Here is a 14,642-nt window from a genome sequence, read left to right as displayed (position 1 = left end):
TGAGTTTTTCTCCAAGGTAATGACCCATTCCTTGCTCATTTTTGCGGGCATGGCCAGCTATGCTAGGGGCCAATTCCTTTGGATAAGGTCATAAAATGCTCGACTCGCCAGAGTTTCACCGCGCTGCCCGTATCCGGGGTCTGGAGATTTCAGAGATTGTCCAGATTTCCGAACGCGCGGCTGCGCGCAAGGCGCTGGGGCATGATGTGGTGGCCCTGTCGACAGGAGAGCCCGATTTTCCGACGCCCGAGGCGGTGATCGCGGCGGCGCACAAGGCTGCGACGGACGGCAAGACACGCTATACCCCCACGCTTGGCACGGCAGAGTTGCGCGCGGCGATTGCAGCGGATGCCAAGGCGAGGCCGGATCAGGTGATCGTATCTTGCGGGGCCAAGCAGGTGATCGCCAATGCGATGCTGGCGACGCTGGAAGCCGGTGATGAGGTGGTGATGCCCGCGCCGTTCTGGACGAGCTATGCCGATATCGTGCGCATGGCAGGCGGCAGCCCCGTGATCGTTTCCTGTGCAATGGCGGACGGCTTCAAGCTGACCCCTGCAGCGCTGGAGGCCGCCTTGACGCCGCGCACGCGCTGGCTGATGCTCAACGCGCCGTCAAATCCGTCGGGCGCGATCTACAGCCCTGCCGAACTTTCGGCCCTGGAGGCGGTGCTGCTGCGGCACCCGCAGGTCTGGGTGCTTTCGGATGAGATTTACGAGCATCTCAATTTCATCCCGTTTCATCGCCTTGCCGATGTCGCACCGGACCTGCGCGGCAGGCTGCTGACGGTGAATGGCGTATCGAAGGCATGGTCGATGACGGGCTGGCGGATCGGCTGGGGGATCGGCCCTGTCGATCTGATCCGTGCCATGGGGGCGGTGCAGGGGCAGGTCACCTCGGGGGCCTGTTCCATCGCGCAAGCCGCCGCGACAGCGGCGCTGACGGGCGGGACCGAGGTGCTGGATGTCCGGCGTGACGCCATGCGCGCACGGCGAGATCTGGTGGTGTCGGCACTCGATGCGATGCCCGGCATCGAATGCGCCGCGCCCGATGGGGCCTTCTATGTCTTTCCGCGTATCACGGGGGCGATGCAGGCCCAAGGCCATGCGACAGACGCTGCATTTTGCGATTGGCTGCTGGCCGAGCATGATCTGGCCCTCGTTCCGGGGCGGGCGTTCGGATTGCCCGGACACTTGCGCCTGTCCTTTGCCTATGCCGAGAGTGAGTTGCAGACGGGCCTTGACCGCCTGGCCAGAGCTTTGAACGGGGATACCTGATGGACCGCAGCGCGATCGTTCACGACAACTTCCTGCGCCGTGTCGCGGCACAGGATTTTCCGCAGGGCCGCGCGCCCGATGGCCCGCTGGATGCGGTGACAGCGGTCGGCATCTACCGCGCGGCTTGCCTTTCGCGGGCGCTTGATCGGCAAAGCCGCGAGATGCAGCGGGCGGGGCAGGGGTTTTACACCATCGGGTCATCGGGCCACGAAGGTCTGGCCGCGATTGCCGCAGCCTTGCGGCCCACCGATATGGCTTTCCTGCATTACCGTGATGCCGCCTTCCAGATCGCGCGCGCCGCGCAAGTGCCGGGCCAGTCGGTCGCGTGGGATTTTCTGCTGTCCTTCGCGGCATCTTCCGAAGACCCGATTTCCGGTGGCCGGCACAAGGTTCTGGGGTCCAAGGCGCTGAACATTCCGCCGCAGACCTCCACCATCGCCTCCCATCTGCCTAAGGCGGTGGGGGCGGCCTATGCGATTGGCGCGGCACGCAGGCATCGGCCCGAACATGCCGAATTGCCCGATGATGCCATCGTCTATTGCAGCTTTGGTGATGCCTCGGCCAACCATTCCACCGCCCAGGGGGCCTTCAACGCAGCCGGATGGACAGCCTATCAGGCCGTGCCGCTGCCGCTGCTCTTCGTGTGCGAGGATAACGGCATCGGCATCTCGACCAAGACGCCGGAGGGGTGGATCGAAGCCAGTTTCAGGCATCGTCCCGGTCTGGCCTATTTCGCTTGTGACGGTCTGGACATCTTTGACACCTATGCCACCGCACTCAAGGCCACCCAGTTCGTGCGTCTGCGGCGCAAGCCCGCGTTTTTGCATGTGCGCACGATCCGGCTTTATGGCCATGCCGGTGCCGATGTGCCGACCACCTATCTGAGCAAGGCCGAGGTGGAGGCGGAAGAGGCGCAGGACCCGCTGCTACACATGGTGCGGGGGCTGGCGCAATCGGGTGCGCTGACGCCGGATGCCGCGCTCAGGATTTACATAGACACCAATGACCGTGTGGCCCGTATCGCCGCCGAGGCTGTCACCCGGCCGCGTCTGAAAACGGCTGCCGATGTCATGGCCTCGCTCATCCCGCCGCGGCGGACGTGCAAGCCCACCAACGGCCCCACGCCCGAGGCGCGCGCCGAGGCCTTCGGTAGCGACATGAAGCAGATGGCCGAGCCGCAGATCATGTCGCGGCTCATCAACTGGGCGCTGACCGACCTGATGCTTGCACACCGCGAGATCGTGATGATGGGGGAGGATGTGGGGCGCAAGGGCGGGGTTTATGGCGTCACGCAAAAGTTGCAGGCGCGCTTTGGCCCCGACAGGATGATCGACACGCTGCTGGACGAGCAGTCGATTCTGGGGCTTGCGATCGGCATGGCACAGAATGGTTTCGTGCCGATGCCGGAGATCCAGTTTCTGGCCTATCTGCACAATGCCGAAGACCAGTTGCGCGGCGAGGCGGCCACGCTGCCGTTTTTCTCGAACGGGCAATACACCAACCCGATGGTGCTGCGCATCGCGGGGCTGGGGTATCAGAAGGGATTTGGCGGGCATTTCCACAACGACAATTCGGTCGCCGTCTTGCGGGACATTCCGGGCCTTATCCTGGCCTGTCCGTCAAACGGCGCGGATGCGGCGATGATGCTGCGCGAAGCGGTGCGGCTTGCGCGGGAGGAGCAGCGGGTGGTGGTGTTTCTGGAACCCATCGCGCTGTATCCGATGCGCGACCTGCATCATGACAAGGATGGCGGCTGGATGCGCGTCTATCCCGAACCGTCGCAGGTCATTCCTTTGGGCGAGGTGGGGGTTCATGGCGCGGGCGCGGATCTGGCCATCGTCACCTTCGGCAACGGCACTTACCTGTCGCATCAGGCCGAACCTGCGCTGGCCGAAGCGGGGATTGCCACACGGATCATCGATATGCGCTGGCTTTCCCCTTTGCCTGCTGCGGCGCTGACTTCGGCTGTGGCGGGCGCCAAGCGGATCTTGATCGTCGACGAGACACGCCAGAGCGGCGGGGTGGCCGAAGCGCTGATGGCGCATTTCGCGGAAAGCCAGCCCGGCACGCCCTTGGCCCGCATCACGGCAACCGACAGCTTTATCGCCACCGGCCCGGCCTATGCAGCCACCATGCCCTCGCGCGACAGCATCATTGCCGCCGCCAAAGCCCTGATGGAGCGTGCAGAGTGAAAACCGCCGTTGTGATCTGTCCCGGACGGGGCACCTATACCAAGACCGAACTCGGCTATCTGAAACGGCATTTCAAGGATGCCGCGCTGCTGGCGGATTTCGATGCACGCAGGGCCGCCGCCGGCCAAGAGAGCCTGAGCGCGCTGGACGGGGCCGCGAGCTATTCGGTTGCGCGTCACACCCGTGGCGACAATGCGTCGGCGCTGATCTATGCCAGCACGCTCGGCGATTTCCGCGCGCTGGCCGGTGTGAAGGTGGTGGCTGTCACCGGCAATTCGATGGGTTGGTATTCCGCGCTTGCCTGCGCGGGGGCGCTGACGGCAGAGGCTGGCTTTGACGTGGTCAACACGATGGGCACGCTCATGCAGGAGCGGCTGATCGGCGGTCAGCTCATTTATCCCTTCGTCGATGAAAGCTGGCGGCCCGATGCCGCCCGCAAGGCCGAGCTTTTGGCTCTGGTCGCGGCGATTGGTGCGCGTGCAGGCCATAGCCTTGGCCTGTCGATCGATCTGGGCGGAATGCTGGTGCTGGCGGGGAATGAGGCGGGGCTGAGTGCGTTCGAGGCGGCGGTGCCCCCTGTGCAGGGGCGCTTTCCCATGCGCCTTGCCAATCACGCCGCCTTTCACACCGCCCTGCAGGCGCCGGTTGCCGCCGAAGGCCGCGCCCGCCTGTCGCCCGCGCTGTTCGGGCAGCCCGACCTGCCGCTCGTCGACGGGCGCGGCCATGTCTGGTGGCCGGGGGCGGTCGATCCGCAGGCGCTATGGGATTACACGCTGGGCCATCAGGTGACCGAGGCGTATGATTTCACGCGGGCCATAACCCATGCCGCGCGCGAGTTTGCGCCCGACCTGTTCATCATCACAGGCCCCGGCACCACATTGGGCGGCGCGGTTGCGCAGAGCCTTATCCTCGCCAACTGGCGCTCTTGGCGGTCCAAGACGGACTTCCAGACAGCGCAGACTGCGGCCCCTGTCCTTGTCTCGATGGGCATGGACGACCAGCGCCGCCTTGTCACCAAAGGAGATTGACATGGACCACGCCGAAATTCTCGAGGCAGCAGGGCTGCAGGCTGCCGAACTGACGGGTGGCACCTTGGCCGTCCGATCGCCGATTGACGGGGCGGTTGTCGCGCAGTTGCAGGAGACGGAAGCGGGCGGAATGCCAGCGGTGATTGCCCGCTCGCAAGCCGCGTTCAAGGCGTGGCGCAATGTTCCCGCCCCGCGCCGGGGCGAGCTTGTGCGGCTGCTGGGGGAGGAGTTGCGCGCCTCCAAGGCGGCGCTTGGCGCTCTGGTGACGCTGGAGGCGGGCAAGATCACGTCGGAAGGCTTGGGCGAAGTGCAGGAGATGATCGACATCTGCGACTTCGCGGTCGGGCTGTCGCGCCAGATTTACGGGCTGACCATCGCCTCGGAACGTCCGGGCCATCGCATGATGGAAACATGGCACCCGATGGGGCCTGTGGGCGTGATCTCGGCCTTCAACTTTCCCGTTGCGGTCTGGTCGTGGAATGCGGCGCTGGCGCTGGTTTGCGGCAATCCGGTGATCTGGAAACCGTCCGAGAAAACACCGCTTACCGCGCTTGCCACCATGAAGATCATGCAGCGCGCGCTGGACCGGTTTGGTGACGATGCCCCCGAGGGGCTTTGCCAGCTGGTGATCGGCGGGCCTGCGGTGGGGGAGGCGCTGGTCACATCGCGCGAGGTTCCGGTGATCTCTGCCACAGGATCGACGCGGATGGGCAGCATCGTGGGGCCGAAGGTTGCCGCGCGTTGGGGGCGGTCGATTCTGGAGCTTGGCGGCAACAATGCGATGATCGTGGCCCCGTCCGCCGATCTGGACATGGCGGTGCGCGCCATCGTGTTTTCTGCGGTGGGAACGGCGGGACAGCGCTGCACGACCTTGCGGCGGCTGATCGTGCATAACTCGATCCGTGCCGAACTGGTCGGGCGGCTGACGGCAGCCTATGCCTCCTTGCCGATCGGCGATCCGCGCAAGGGGTCAACGCTGGTCGGCCCCTTGGTCGATGCGGCCAGCCGCGACCGGATGCTGGCGCAGATCGAGAAGGCGCGCGGCGAAGGCGGCCGCGTTCATGGCGGCCGCGTGGTGACCGATGGCGTGCCTGCGGGCGGTGCCTATGTCGAACCTGCGCTGATCGAGATGCCCGCCCAGACCGACACCGTGCGCGAGGAAACCTTTGCGCCCATCCTTTATGTACTTGGCTATGACAGCTTCGATGAGGCCATCGCCTTGCAAAACGATGTGCCTCAGGGCCTGTCGTCCTGCATTTTCACGCTGAACCTGCGCGAGGCCGAAACCTTCCTTTCGGCAGCAGGGTCGGATTGCGGCATCGCGAATGTGAACATCGGGCCATCAGGCGCGGAAATCGGCGGGGCGTTCGGCGGAGAGAAGGAAACCGGTGGCGGGCGCGAAAGCGGATCGGATGCATGGAAGGGCTATATGCGCCGCCAGACCAACACCATCAACTATTCGGCACATCTGCCCTTGGCGCAGGGGGTCCGGTTTGAGTTCTGAGGTCAATCTGTGGCGGGCTTCCAGCCGCGAGCATTTCGCGGCCCCGCCACTGGCGACGAGCCGCGAGGTCGATCTTGCGGTGATCGGCGGCGGGTTCACCGGCCTTGCCGCCGCTTTGGAGGCGCGGCGGCACGGAGCCTCGGTTTGCGTGCTCGAGGCGCAGACGGTGGGGCATGGCGGGTCGGGCCGCAATGTGGGGCTTGTCAACGCGGGGCTCTGGCTGCCACCCGAGGCGGTGATTGCCCGGATGGGACCGACAGGGGGCAAGCGTCTGATTGACACGCTGGCCGAGGCGCCGCAGCGGGTGTTCGACCTGATCGCGCGCGAGGGGATCGATTGCGAAGCGACCCGCAATGGCACCTTGCACTTGGCCCATGCCCCCGCAGGACTGCGTGACCTGCAGGAACGCTATCGCCAAGGCAGGGCGCATGGTGCGCCGCTGCGGCTTCTCGATGCGGCGGAGACGGCGCGCCGCACCGGAAGCCGCGCCTTTCATGGGGCGCTGTTTGATCCGCGGGCCGGAACGATCCAGCCCTTGTCCTACGCGCGCGGGCTCGCACGGGCTGCGGTGCGGGCCGGAGCGGAGGTGCATGAGCAAAGCCCCGTCACCGGTCTGCAGCGTGCGGCGGGCCAGTGGCAGGTCACCTCGCGCGGGCAGAGCCTGCGCGCCCGTCATGTCTTGGTGGCCACCAATGCCTACCATCTGGGTTTTCATGATCCCTTTGCGCCGCAGATTGTCGGCGTCCACTATTGCCAATATGCGACCGATCCGCTGCCCGAGCCGCTGCGCCGCTCTATCCTCGCGGGTGGGGAAGGGTGTTGGGATACCGCGCTGGTCATGTCCTCGTTCCGGCTGGATCAGGCGGGCCGTCTGGTCATCGGCGGCATCGGCAACGGGGATGGACCGGCCGGGCGCGTGCATGCCGCATGGGCGGCGCGCAAGCTGGCGCGGCTGTTTCCCGACCTTGCGGGCCTGCCGTTCCGTCATGGCTGGAGCGGGCGCATTGCGATGACGGGCGATCATATTCCCAAGATCGTGGCCTTTGGCCCGCAGGCCTATGCGTGTTTCGGATATTCCGGCCGCGGCATCGGCCCCGGAACCGTGTTTGGCACGCAGGCCGCCCGTGCGCTTTTGCTGGACCGCCCCGATCTGCTGCCCGTCGATCCGCTTCGGCAGCACCGCGAAGGCTTTGCCGGGCTGCGGGCCGCCTATTACGAAGCGGGGGCAAGCGCCGTTCATGCGATTGCGGCGCAGGGGAGCGTTGGCGCGCGGGCTGGCCTGCCGCAGGCCGGTGCGTCATCCCGCGCCTGATCGGAAGGCCCCGCCCCACAAGGGTTTGATTTGCCCCTCGCCGGTCTGCGCCTACCTTTGCCGCCTGTTCGCCCGGTTCAGGGGATGCGGATGCGTGTTGTGACTGTTCTGTGCCTTGTGCTGGTTCTGTGCGGCTGCGGGCTGGCATCCAGACAGACGGATGGCGACATTCTTGTGATCGGAGATTCTGTTCTGGCGTGGAACAGGGGCGCGGGCGGCGATGTGGGGCGCGTGATCAGTGCCGAATTGCGGCGCGAGGTGGTGAACCATGCCGCTTTGGGCGCGCGTCTGGGGCGCGGGGGCATCGGGCGGTTCGGAGGGCTGAACATTCCGGCGCAATTGCCGCCGGGGCGCTGGAACTGGGTGGTCATGAACGGCGGCGCCAATGATCTGGGCCTGACCTGCGGCTGCACGAGGTGCGAGGCCGAGATAGACCGGCTGATATCGAAAGACGGCAGGACAGGTGTGATCCCTGACCTGATCTCTGCCGCGCGCGGACGTGGCGCGCGGGTGCTCTGGGCCGGGTATTACGCCGCGCCGCAGTCACGGTCTTTCCGGGGCTGCCGCCCGGGGCTTGTGGAGTTGGAGCGCCGCATTGCCTTGCATGCGCAGATGATGGACGGCGTCTTCTTTGTCGATAGCGAGGACGTGTTTGACGCAAGCAACACGTCCTTGTTCGCGGCCGACAACACCCATCCTTCGGTTGAAGGGTCAGCTGTCATCGGCCGATATCTTGCCCGACAGATCGCGGCGCGGACACCGCGCTGACGGGGCCGTTCAGTCTTTCACGGGTTCACCCAAAAGACGCTTGCGGCGCATGTCGTCGGGATCAAACTGCTCTTGGTCGCCATTGTCGTTGGGGTCTTCGTCCAGCGGGTCATTGCCCGGCAGGATATTGCCTTCGTCATCGGCGGGCAGGGTTTCGTCCTGTGGCCAGGGAAGGTCGTCCTGCGCCTTGTCAAAGACCGGCTCCTGGTCATCTTGCGGGCCATCGACGGGCGTGGCGGGGGTCTTGGGGGATTGGGCCATGAAACGCTCCTGAGGTAACTTCCTGTGACACCAATCCGCCAGCCTGCCTCGGGGTTCCCACATCGGGCCTTTTGCACCGGGTGCGCAGGCCGCGGGAACAAACCCGACTGCCACCCGTTATGACCGCCATCTCAAAACGGAGGTCCATCATGGCCGATACCACCAGTGCGCAAGATCTCTTCATCGTCGGGTTGCGAAATGCCCATGCGATGGAAAAGCAGGCCCTGTCCATCATCCAGCCGCAGTTGAACCGGCTGGAACACTATCCCCAAGTGGCGGAATTGCTGGAGCGGCATCTGCACGAGACGGAGGGCCAGATCGTGCGGCTTGACGAGGTGATGCAATCGCTTGATGCCACCTCTTCCGGGCTCAAGGATGCCTCCCTGTCCATCGCGGGCAGCATGGCGGCGCTGAGCCACACGATTGCCGATGACGAGATCCTGAAGAACTCTTTCGCGAACTTTGCCTTCGAGCATTACGAAATCGCGTCCTACATGTCGCTCATCTCGATGGCCGAAGCCTCTGGGGCCACCTCGGCGATTTCCCTGCTGGAAAATTCGCTGGATGAGGAGCGCCGGATGGCCGCCGCGATCCGCGACACGCTGGAGCCTGTCACCCGCCGCTACATGTCGCTGCGGGCCAGCGGCGAGCGGGCCGATATCTGATCGGCGCAATGCCCCCCTGAGCAAGAGGTCGAGGCGGTCATGCACCGCCTCGATTATTTTGCGGGATGGGGAACAAAGCGCTGTTTCAGGCAGTTGGGGCAAGCAGGGATAGACAGGAGTTGCTATCATGGACCACCGAGAGGACCTGATCCGCGAACGCGCTTATGCGCTGTGGGAAGCGGACGGACGCCCAGAGGGCAAAGCGATGCAGCATTGGGAACGTGCCCAGGCCGAGGCCGCTGTGGAGCAGGCTTCGCAGGTGCGCCCTGCCGGAAAAAAGGCGATGAAAAATCCGCCCGAAACCTGGAGCATCGTGGACGAGCAGTCAGACGAGTCCTTTCCGGCCAGCGACCCGCCGGGAAACTACTGACAAGCGGGGTGCGGCGGCCTGCGCGGGCAACCGGCGACCGCTGCCGCCCCTAGAGCGTTTCGCCCCTATTGCATCCTTTTGCGCACGGCGTTGCGTCAAGGGCTAAGAAGGAACGGCCACATGCCGCAAAATGCCGCTGCTGCTCTGGCATCAGACCATTCACATGATTTTGCCTGGGGCGCTGTTCCGGAAGGAGCGGGTCGGTGGCGGTTTCGCATCTGGGCGCCGTCGGCCCATGCGGCGGCCGTGCAACTTGGCGACCGGACGGAGCCGATGACGAAGGGGGCGGACGGGTTTTTCGAGGCGCGTCTTTCCGCGCAGGTCGGGGACAGCTACGGATTTCTGGTCGATGGCGCCTTTATTCCCGATCCGGCGGCGCGGCGGCAAACGGGCGGGGTGCATGATGCGTCTACCTTGGCCGATCCGGCGGGATACCGTTGGACAACCCCATGGGCGGGCCGCCCGTGGCATGAGGCCGTGGTTTACGAGTTGCACATCGGAACCTTCACCGAAGAGGGCACTTTCCGCGCCGCGCGCACCAAACTGGCGGAGATTGCGGAACTGGGGTTCACCGCGATTGAAATCATGCCTGTGGCTTCCTTTCCCGGTCAGCGCGGTTGGGGCTATGACGGCGTCCTGCTTTTTGCACCCCATGCGGCCTATGGCACCCCCGAAGACATGCAAGCCTTTGTCGAGGCGGCGCAAGCGGTTGGTCTGATGGTGTTTCTTGACGTGGTCTATAACCACTTCGGATCGGAGGGCGCCTATCTTGCGCCCGATTTCTTCCATAGCGAGAAACACACGCCCTGGGGCAGGGCGATTGATTTCTCGCAGCCCGCCGTCCGGCAGTTTTTCACCGATAACGCATTGATGTGGCTGCGGGACTATCGGCTGGATGGACTGCGCTTTGACGCGGTGCACGAAATCATCGATGACACGCACCCCGCTTTCATGGTGGAACTCGGGCAAACCGTGCGCGGGTTGGATCTGGGGCGTCCGATCCACCTGATCCTCGAAGATGAACGCAACGTGACCTTCTTGCGCGACACCGGTCTTTATGATGCCGAGTGGAATGATGACTTCCATCACAGCGTCCACGTCCTGCTTACCGGCGAAAATCACGGGCATCTGGCCCCTGTCGCTGTCGATCCGATGGCCGATCTGCTGCTCGCCCTGCGCGACGGGCAGGTGCGGCAGGGACAAGACCGTGGAAAGGCGAGCCCGCCCGGCGAGGCCTCGGGGCATCTGCCCCCGACGGCCTTCGTCAACGCCATCCAGACACATGACCAGATCGGCAACAGGCCGCAGGGCGAGCGTCTGATCACGCTGGTGCCGCAGGAGGCCACGGAGACGGCCTATGCCATGCTGATGCTGTGCCCCTTCATCCCGATGATCTTTATGGGGGACGAGGCAGGCGAGACGACCCCGTTCTACTTCTTCGCCGACTATTCGGGCGAGTTGGCGGAGATGACGCGTGAGGGGCGGGTCGCCGAGTTCGGATCGCCATCGGGCGGAACAGCGCCGCCCGATCCGATTGCGCCTTCCACCTTTCGTGCGTCGCGCCTGCAAGAAGCGGATGCGGCCCATGCTGCCCACTGGCGCGCCCTGACGCGGGAATTGCTTGGCCTGCGCGCGGCCCATGTCGTTCCGCTTCTGGCAGGGGGTGCGCAAGCCAATGCCGAAGTCGTTCAGACGGGGCCACGGTCTGTGCGGGCTACATGGGCATTTGAAGAGAAAAAGCTGACGCTTCACGTCAACCTCGGGGCGGTGCCGGATCAAGAGCCGGACAGAGCTGGCGCGCTGTTTTCCCTGCGAGACACCGGAACAGACCCCTATGCGCTGTCGATCGAGGTAAGCGGGCTGTGATGGGTTGCAAGCGCGCATGGACCCGCCCACGGGCGGGTCAGTTGAAACAGGATCGAAAGGATGCACACCGTGACGAAAGACCCCGCCCCGCCGCGCGCCGGACTGACTGTCGAGGCGATCGAAGGCAAGCTCTTGGCGCAGCGCAAGGTGCTGGCGCTGATCCTGTCGCGGCTGCTCGGTTCTGACGCCGGCCGTGACCTGCGGGCGGCGCTGGACAGTCTGTCGGTGATGCAGGACCATCAGGAAGACCCCGGCGTGCTGCTGGACGGTCCCGAGGTGATCCAAAGCGCCTTGGCGGTCGAGGTGCGCGAGATCGTTCTGGCCGCCACCCGCGCACAGACGGCGATGGAACCGGAGGCGTGACCGAAACCTATCCGCCGGACCAAGCGGCTCCGGCGGATATGCCATTTTGTTTCAGGCCGGTCGCGCTTAGCCGATCACCGCGCAGGCGAGCCGTTCGCCAGCGTCGCCCGATGGCTGGCTGGCGTGATCGTCGGGGTCGGCGTGGATCATCAAGGCGCGGCCCAGAACGCTGTTCTGACCTTCTGCCAGCAGGATGAAGGGGTTGAACACCTCTGCCCGCGCGACGCCGGCATCATCCACCCAAAGGTTCGGCATATCGCCGGCATGTGGCCCCGTATCTGTCAGAAAGCCGTGCTCGACTCCGCTGGGGTTGAAATGGTCGCCAGCGCTTTCGTGCTGGCTGGCCGGATCGCAGGTGCCGATTTCATGGACATGAAAGCCCACCCATGAGCGTGGCGGCAGGCCGTTGATCTCGACGCGGAGCAGCACGCCGCCATCGGTGGCGGTCAGGGTCGCCGCGCCAATTTCATTGCCACTTTGGTCAACAAACGTGGCTTGGGCATCCTGCGCGAGCACGGTGGACGGCAGGACGGCAAGCCCGAGCGCGGCAAGGCAGCGGATTGCGGTCGCGGCAAAGGAGGTATGGGGCATTGTGATATCCTCTGGTGCTGGGTTGGGTGTAACCGCAGGCAGAGGGGATTGTTCCGTGCTTCCGGCGGGCTTGCTCGGGCCATATCGGCGTTAACCCGATTTGCCGCGCCGATCCGGTGCCGTCCGGGTCAAGAACGCGTGCAGGCGCGCTTCGTTGCGGCGAAGTCCGGATATCGGGGCAGGGCGCAGGGCGGCAAGTTCGTCAAGCCTTTCCGCGGGGGACAGCGCGGCGAGGCCGAGCACATCGGGATGGATATAGGATTTGCGGCTGATCGTGGCGGTATTGTGCAACCGCTTGGCCGCCGCTTCGGCCAAATCACGGATGCTGAGGGCGCAATCCGCCTCTGCGGCCATAGCCGTTTCAAAGGCCGCGAGCGAGCCGCCCCATGTGCGAAAGGTCTTGGCGGTTATGCCGCTGCCTGCGACACCGGTCAGATAGGCGTTCACATCGGCAGACCCGATCGGGCAGGCCTGACCATCTTCGGACAGATAGGTGAACAGGTTCCGGCCGGGCAGATCACCGATCTGTTGCAGCACTTTGTGCAGGCGCTTGTCACGCAGGGTCTGGCGCACCCTTTTGCCGCCCTTCGCGCGGAAGCCAAGCTCGACCACGCCATCGCGCAGGCGCAGATGGCGGCGCAGCAATGTTGTTGCCCCGAAGGACCGGTTCTGTGCGGTGTAGGTCGGGTTTCCGATCCGCAGATAGCCACGGTCAAGCAGCATCACCAGCGCTGCCACGGTAAATGCCTTGTCACCCGCCTCGCCGCGCAAGTCGGACTGAATGCGCCGACGGATCGCGGGCAGGGCTTCGGCGAACCCTGCAAGTTGGCCGTATTTGGTTTCCGCCTGCGCATCGGCCCACAGGGGATGGTAGATGTATTGTTTGCGGCCGCGCGCGTCGCGTCCGGTGGCTTGCAGATGACCCCGAGGGTCGGGGCAGATCCATACGTCGCGATAGGCAGGAGGGATGCCCAGTTTCAGCACCCGCGCCCGTTCGGCTCCGGTCAACCGTCTGTTCTGCGGGCAATAGAAGGCAAAGCCCCGTCCGAACCTGCGGCGCCGTATGCCGGGTTCGTTATCGGTGACATGCACCAAGGCCCGTTCTTCTGATGGGGTTTGCGAGGGAATGTGTGCGGGTGCCACGGCGTGCCTCCGTGCTTGGCACAGCAAAAACGCCCCAAGCCTGCGCCGGTTCCACGACGGACAGCATCACGGCTTCGCACTGGTGTTGACGGGGTAGGCCGTGGTGAACTTGATCCGCTCCATCGCGAAATGGCTGGTCACATTCTTGATCGGGATGGCATCGGTGAGGCGTTTGTAGAGGGTGTCAAACGCGGCCATATCGGGCACGGCGATGCGCAAGAGGTAGTCCATCTCTCCGGCCATGCGATAAATCTCCATGATCTGCGGCATGTCGCGCGTGACCTTGGCAAAAGCCTCGCGCCAGTCGGCGCTATGGTCGGGTGCCTCGATCCCGACAAAGATGGTCAGGCCAAAGCCCAGCTTGTCCGGGTCGGCCAAGGCGACGCGAGCTGTCAGGACACCTTGTTCTTGCAGTTTCTGGATGCGTTTCCAGCACGGGGTCTGCGACAGTCCCACCTTGTCGGCGATCTGGGAGACGGGAAGGGTCGCATCCCGCATCAACTCTGCCACGATCTTGCGGTCGATCAGATCAAGGGTGTCCATGCACTGTCTCCATCTCGCTCGGGTTCGGGGGCAGCTTGAGCATGACAGTAAAATTATATTTGTCTATCATCTTTATCGTGTATTTTGCAGGGTTGGAAAAATGTTTCTTATACAATGGGTTGCATAGTAGTGGCGGCATGGGGAGCGGTTTGTCCCGAGAATCTCGACCTTGAAACTGAGATTTCTTGGGGCTAGGCTGAACCATGATCACGCAAAAGATGAAATATGCGCTGAAGGCACTTTTGGCGCTGGCGGATGAGGCGGCGCAGGCCAAGCCGCAATCTCTGACCATTGAAGAGATTGCAAAACGGTCGGGCGCGCCGAAGCGCTTTTTGGAACATATCTTGCTGGAGGTGCGCAACGCGGGTGTGATCGGGTCTATCCGGGGGCGGTCGGGCGGTTATGTGCTGATCAAAAAGCCGGGCGACATATCGATCTCGGAACTGCTGCGTACGATCGACGGTCCGATTGCGCCGCTGCCTTGTCTGTCGCGCCGGGCCTATCAGCGCTGCGAGGATTGCAGCGACGAGGCGAGTTGCCGGATCCGCAAAGTGTTTGCCGAGGTCTTCTGGTCTTATCTGTTGATCATCGAATCGCTCACCTTGGAAGACATGCTGCGCTCCGGAGCGGTGGCAGATCAGGTGATTGGCGTCTGACCTTGCCGCGTAAGCACAAGTAATCAATATATTTTCTGGCTTCTTGTCTCGTCGCCGCCTGTGCGGTGGCGAGAAAATTCTTCTATATTCACGACAAAATTAGACG

15 protein-coding genes are annotated in these 14,642 nt (G+C 64.2%); 11 read left to right on the top strand and 4 right to left on the bottom strand.

What is annotated here, in order from left to right; genetic code table 11:
- Window positions 1–95: 95 nt before the first annotated feature.
- The 6 genes from G3572_RS17010 to G3572_RS16985 all read left to right on the top strand — a co-directional run bounded on the left by G3572_RS17010 (window position 96) and on the right by G3572_RS16985 (window position 8,078).
- Window positions 96–1,274, top strand: a complete 1,179-nt coding sequence (locus G3572_RS17010) for a pyridoxal phosphate-dependent aminotransferase (protein WP_164614105.1) — start codon at window positions 96–98, stop codon at window positions 1,272–1,274.
- Window positions 1,274–3,466: a dehydrogenase E1 component subunit alpha/beta gene (locus G3572_RS17005; RefSeq protein ID WP_164614103.1), complete on the top strand. Its 2,193-nt coding sequence runs from the start codon at window positions 1,274–1,276 to the stop codon at window positions 3,464–3,466. Before G3572_RS17010 ends, G3572_RS17005 begins: the two co-directional genes overlap by 1 nt.
- Window positions 3,463–4,494: an ACP S-malonyltransferase gene (locus tag G3572_RS17000; RefSeq protein ID WP_164614101.1), complete on the top strand. Its 1,032-nt coding sequence runs from the start codon at window positions 3,463–3,465 to the stop codon at window positions 4,492–4,494. The genes G3572_RS17005 and G3572_RS17000 overlap by 4 nt, the downstream gene beginning before the upstream one ends.
- 1 nt (window position 4,495) lies before the next feature.
- The gene (amaB, locus tag G3572_RS16995; RefSeq protein WP_164614099.1) at window positions 4,496–5,998 is read left to right on the top strand and encodes an L-piperidine-6-carboxylate dehydrogenase; all 1,503 of its coding nucleotides are present in this window, start codon (window positions 4,496–4,498) and stop codon (window positions 5,996–5,998) included.
- Window positions 5,988–7,310 (top strand): NAD(P)/FAD-dependent oxidoreductase, encoded by a 1,323-nt coding sequence (locus tag G3572_RS16990; RefSeq protein ID WP_240335600.1) that lies wholly within the window; start codon window positions 5,988–5,990, stop codon window positions 7,308–7,310. The genes amaB and G3572_RS16990 overlap by 11 nt, the downstream gene beginning before the upstream one ends.
- Window positions 7,311–7,400: 90 nt before the next feature.
- Complete coding sequence (locus G3572_RS16985) at window positions 7,401–8,078, top strand: SGNH/GDSL hydrolase family protein (protein WP_164614095.1); 678 nt, start codon at window positions 7,401–7,403, stop codon at window positions 8,076–8,078.
- A 9-nt stretch (window positions 8,079–8,087) separates the two neighbouring features.
- Here G3572_RS16985 and G3572_RS16980 read toward each other — a convergent pair whose 3' ends face one another.
- Window positions 8,088–8,339: a hypothetical protein gene (locus tag G3572_RS16980; RefSeq protein ID WP_164614093.1), complete on the bottom strand. Its 252-nt coding sequence runs from the start codon at window positions 8,337–8,339 to the stop codon at window positions 8,088–8,090.
- A 149-nt stretch (window positions 8,340–8,488) separates the two neighbouring features.
- Here G3572_RS16980 and G3572_RS16975 point away from each other — a divergent pair, with 149 nt between their 5' ends.
- From G3572_RS16975 to G3572_RS16960, 4 genes are all read left to right on the top strand, one after another.
- The gene (locus G3572_RS16975; protein ID WP_164614091.1) at window positions 8,489–9,004 is read left to right on the top strand and encodes a ferritin-like domain-containing protein; all 516 of its coding nucleotides are present in this window, start codon (window positions 8,489–8,491) and stop codon (window positions 9,002–9,004) included.
- Window positions 9,005–9,131: 127 nt separating this feature from the next.
- The gene (locus G3572_RS16970; RefSeq protein WP_205518772.1) at window positions 9,132–9,374 is read left to right on the top strand and encodes a DUF2934 domain-containing protein; all 243 of its coding nucleotides are present in this window, start codon (window positions 9,132–9,134) and stop codon (window positions 9,372–9,374) included.
- Between the two features lie 120 nt (window positions 9,375–9,494).
- On the top strand, window positions 9,495–11,240 hold the full coding sequence (treZ, locus tag G3572_RS16965) for a malto-oligosyltrehalose trehalohydrolase (protein ID WP_164614089.1): 1,746 nt from the start codon (window positions 9,495–9,497) through the stop codon (window positions 11,238–11,240).
- A gap of 69 nt (window positions 11,241–11,309) precedes the next feature.
- On the top strand, window positions 11,310–11,603 hold the full coding sequence (locus tag G3572_RS16960; RefSeq protein ID WP_354004059.1) for a hypothetical protein: 294 nt from the start codon (window positions 11,310–11,312) through the stop codon (window positions 11,601–11,603).
- A 66-nt stretch (window positions 11,604–11,669) separates the two neighbouring features.
- On the opposite strand, the gene G3572_RS16955 is transcribed toward G3572_RS16960, so the two are convergent.
- From G3572_RS16955 to G3572_RS16945, 3 genes are all read right to left on the bottom strand, one after another.
- Window positions 11,670–12,194 carry a superoxide dismutase family protein gene (locus G3572_RS16955; protein WP_164614085.1) on the bottom strand — a complete coding sequence of 175 codons (525 nt, stop codon included), beginning with the start codon at window positions 12,192–12,194 and terminating at the stop codon, window positions 11,670–11,672.
- A gap of 90 nt (window positions 12,195–12,284) precedes the next feature.
- On the bottom strand, window positions 12,285–13,337 hold the full coding sequence (locus G3572_RS16950; protein WP_354004058.1) for a DNA topoisomerase IB: 1,053 nt from the start codon (window positions 13,335–13,337) through the stop codon (window positions 12,285–12,287).
- 66 nt (window positions 13,338–13,403) lie between these two features.
- Window positions 13,404–13,880, bottom strand: coding sequence for an Lrp/AsnC family transcriptional regulator (locus G3572_RS16945; protein WP_164614083.1), 477 nt, complete (start codon window positions 13,878–13,880; stop codon window positions 13,404–13,406).
- Window positions 13,881–14,083: 203 nt separating this feature from the next.
- Here G3572_RS16945 and G3572_RS16940 point away from each other — a divergent pair, with 203 nt between their 5' ends.
- Window positions 14,084–14,536: an Rrf2 family transcriptional regulator gene (locus tag G3572_RS16940; protein WP_164614081.1), complete on the top strand. Its 453-nt coding sequence runs from the start codon at window positions 14,084–14,086 to the stop codon at window positions 14,534–14,536.
- Window positions 14,537–14,642 lie beyond the last annotated feature (106 nt).

Source organism: Pseudotabrizicola algicola (assembly GCF_010915705.1).
In the GTDB taxonomy this organism is placed as follows: domain Bacteria; phylum Pseudomonadota; class Alphaproteobacteria; order Rhodobacterales; family Rhodobacteraceae; genus Pseudotabrizicola; species Pseudotabrizicola algicola.
Note: the sequence above shows the minus strand (reverse complement) of the source record. Positions and strands in the feature narration are given on the sequence as shown.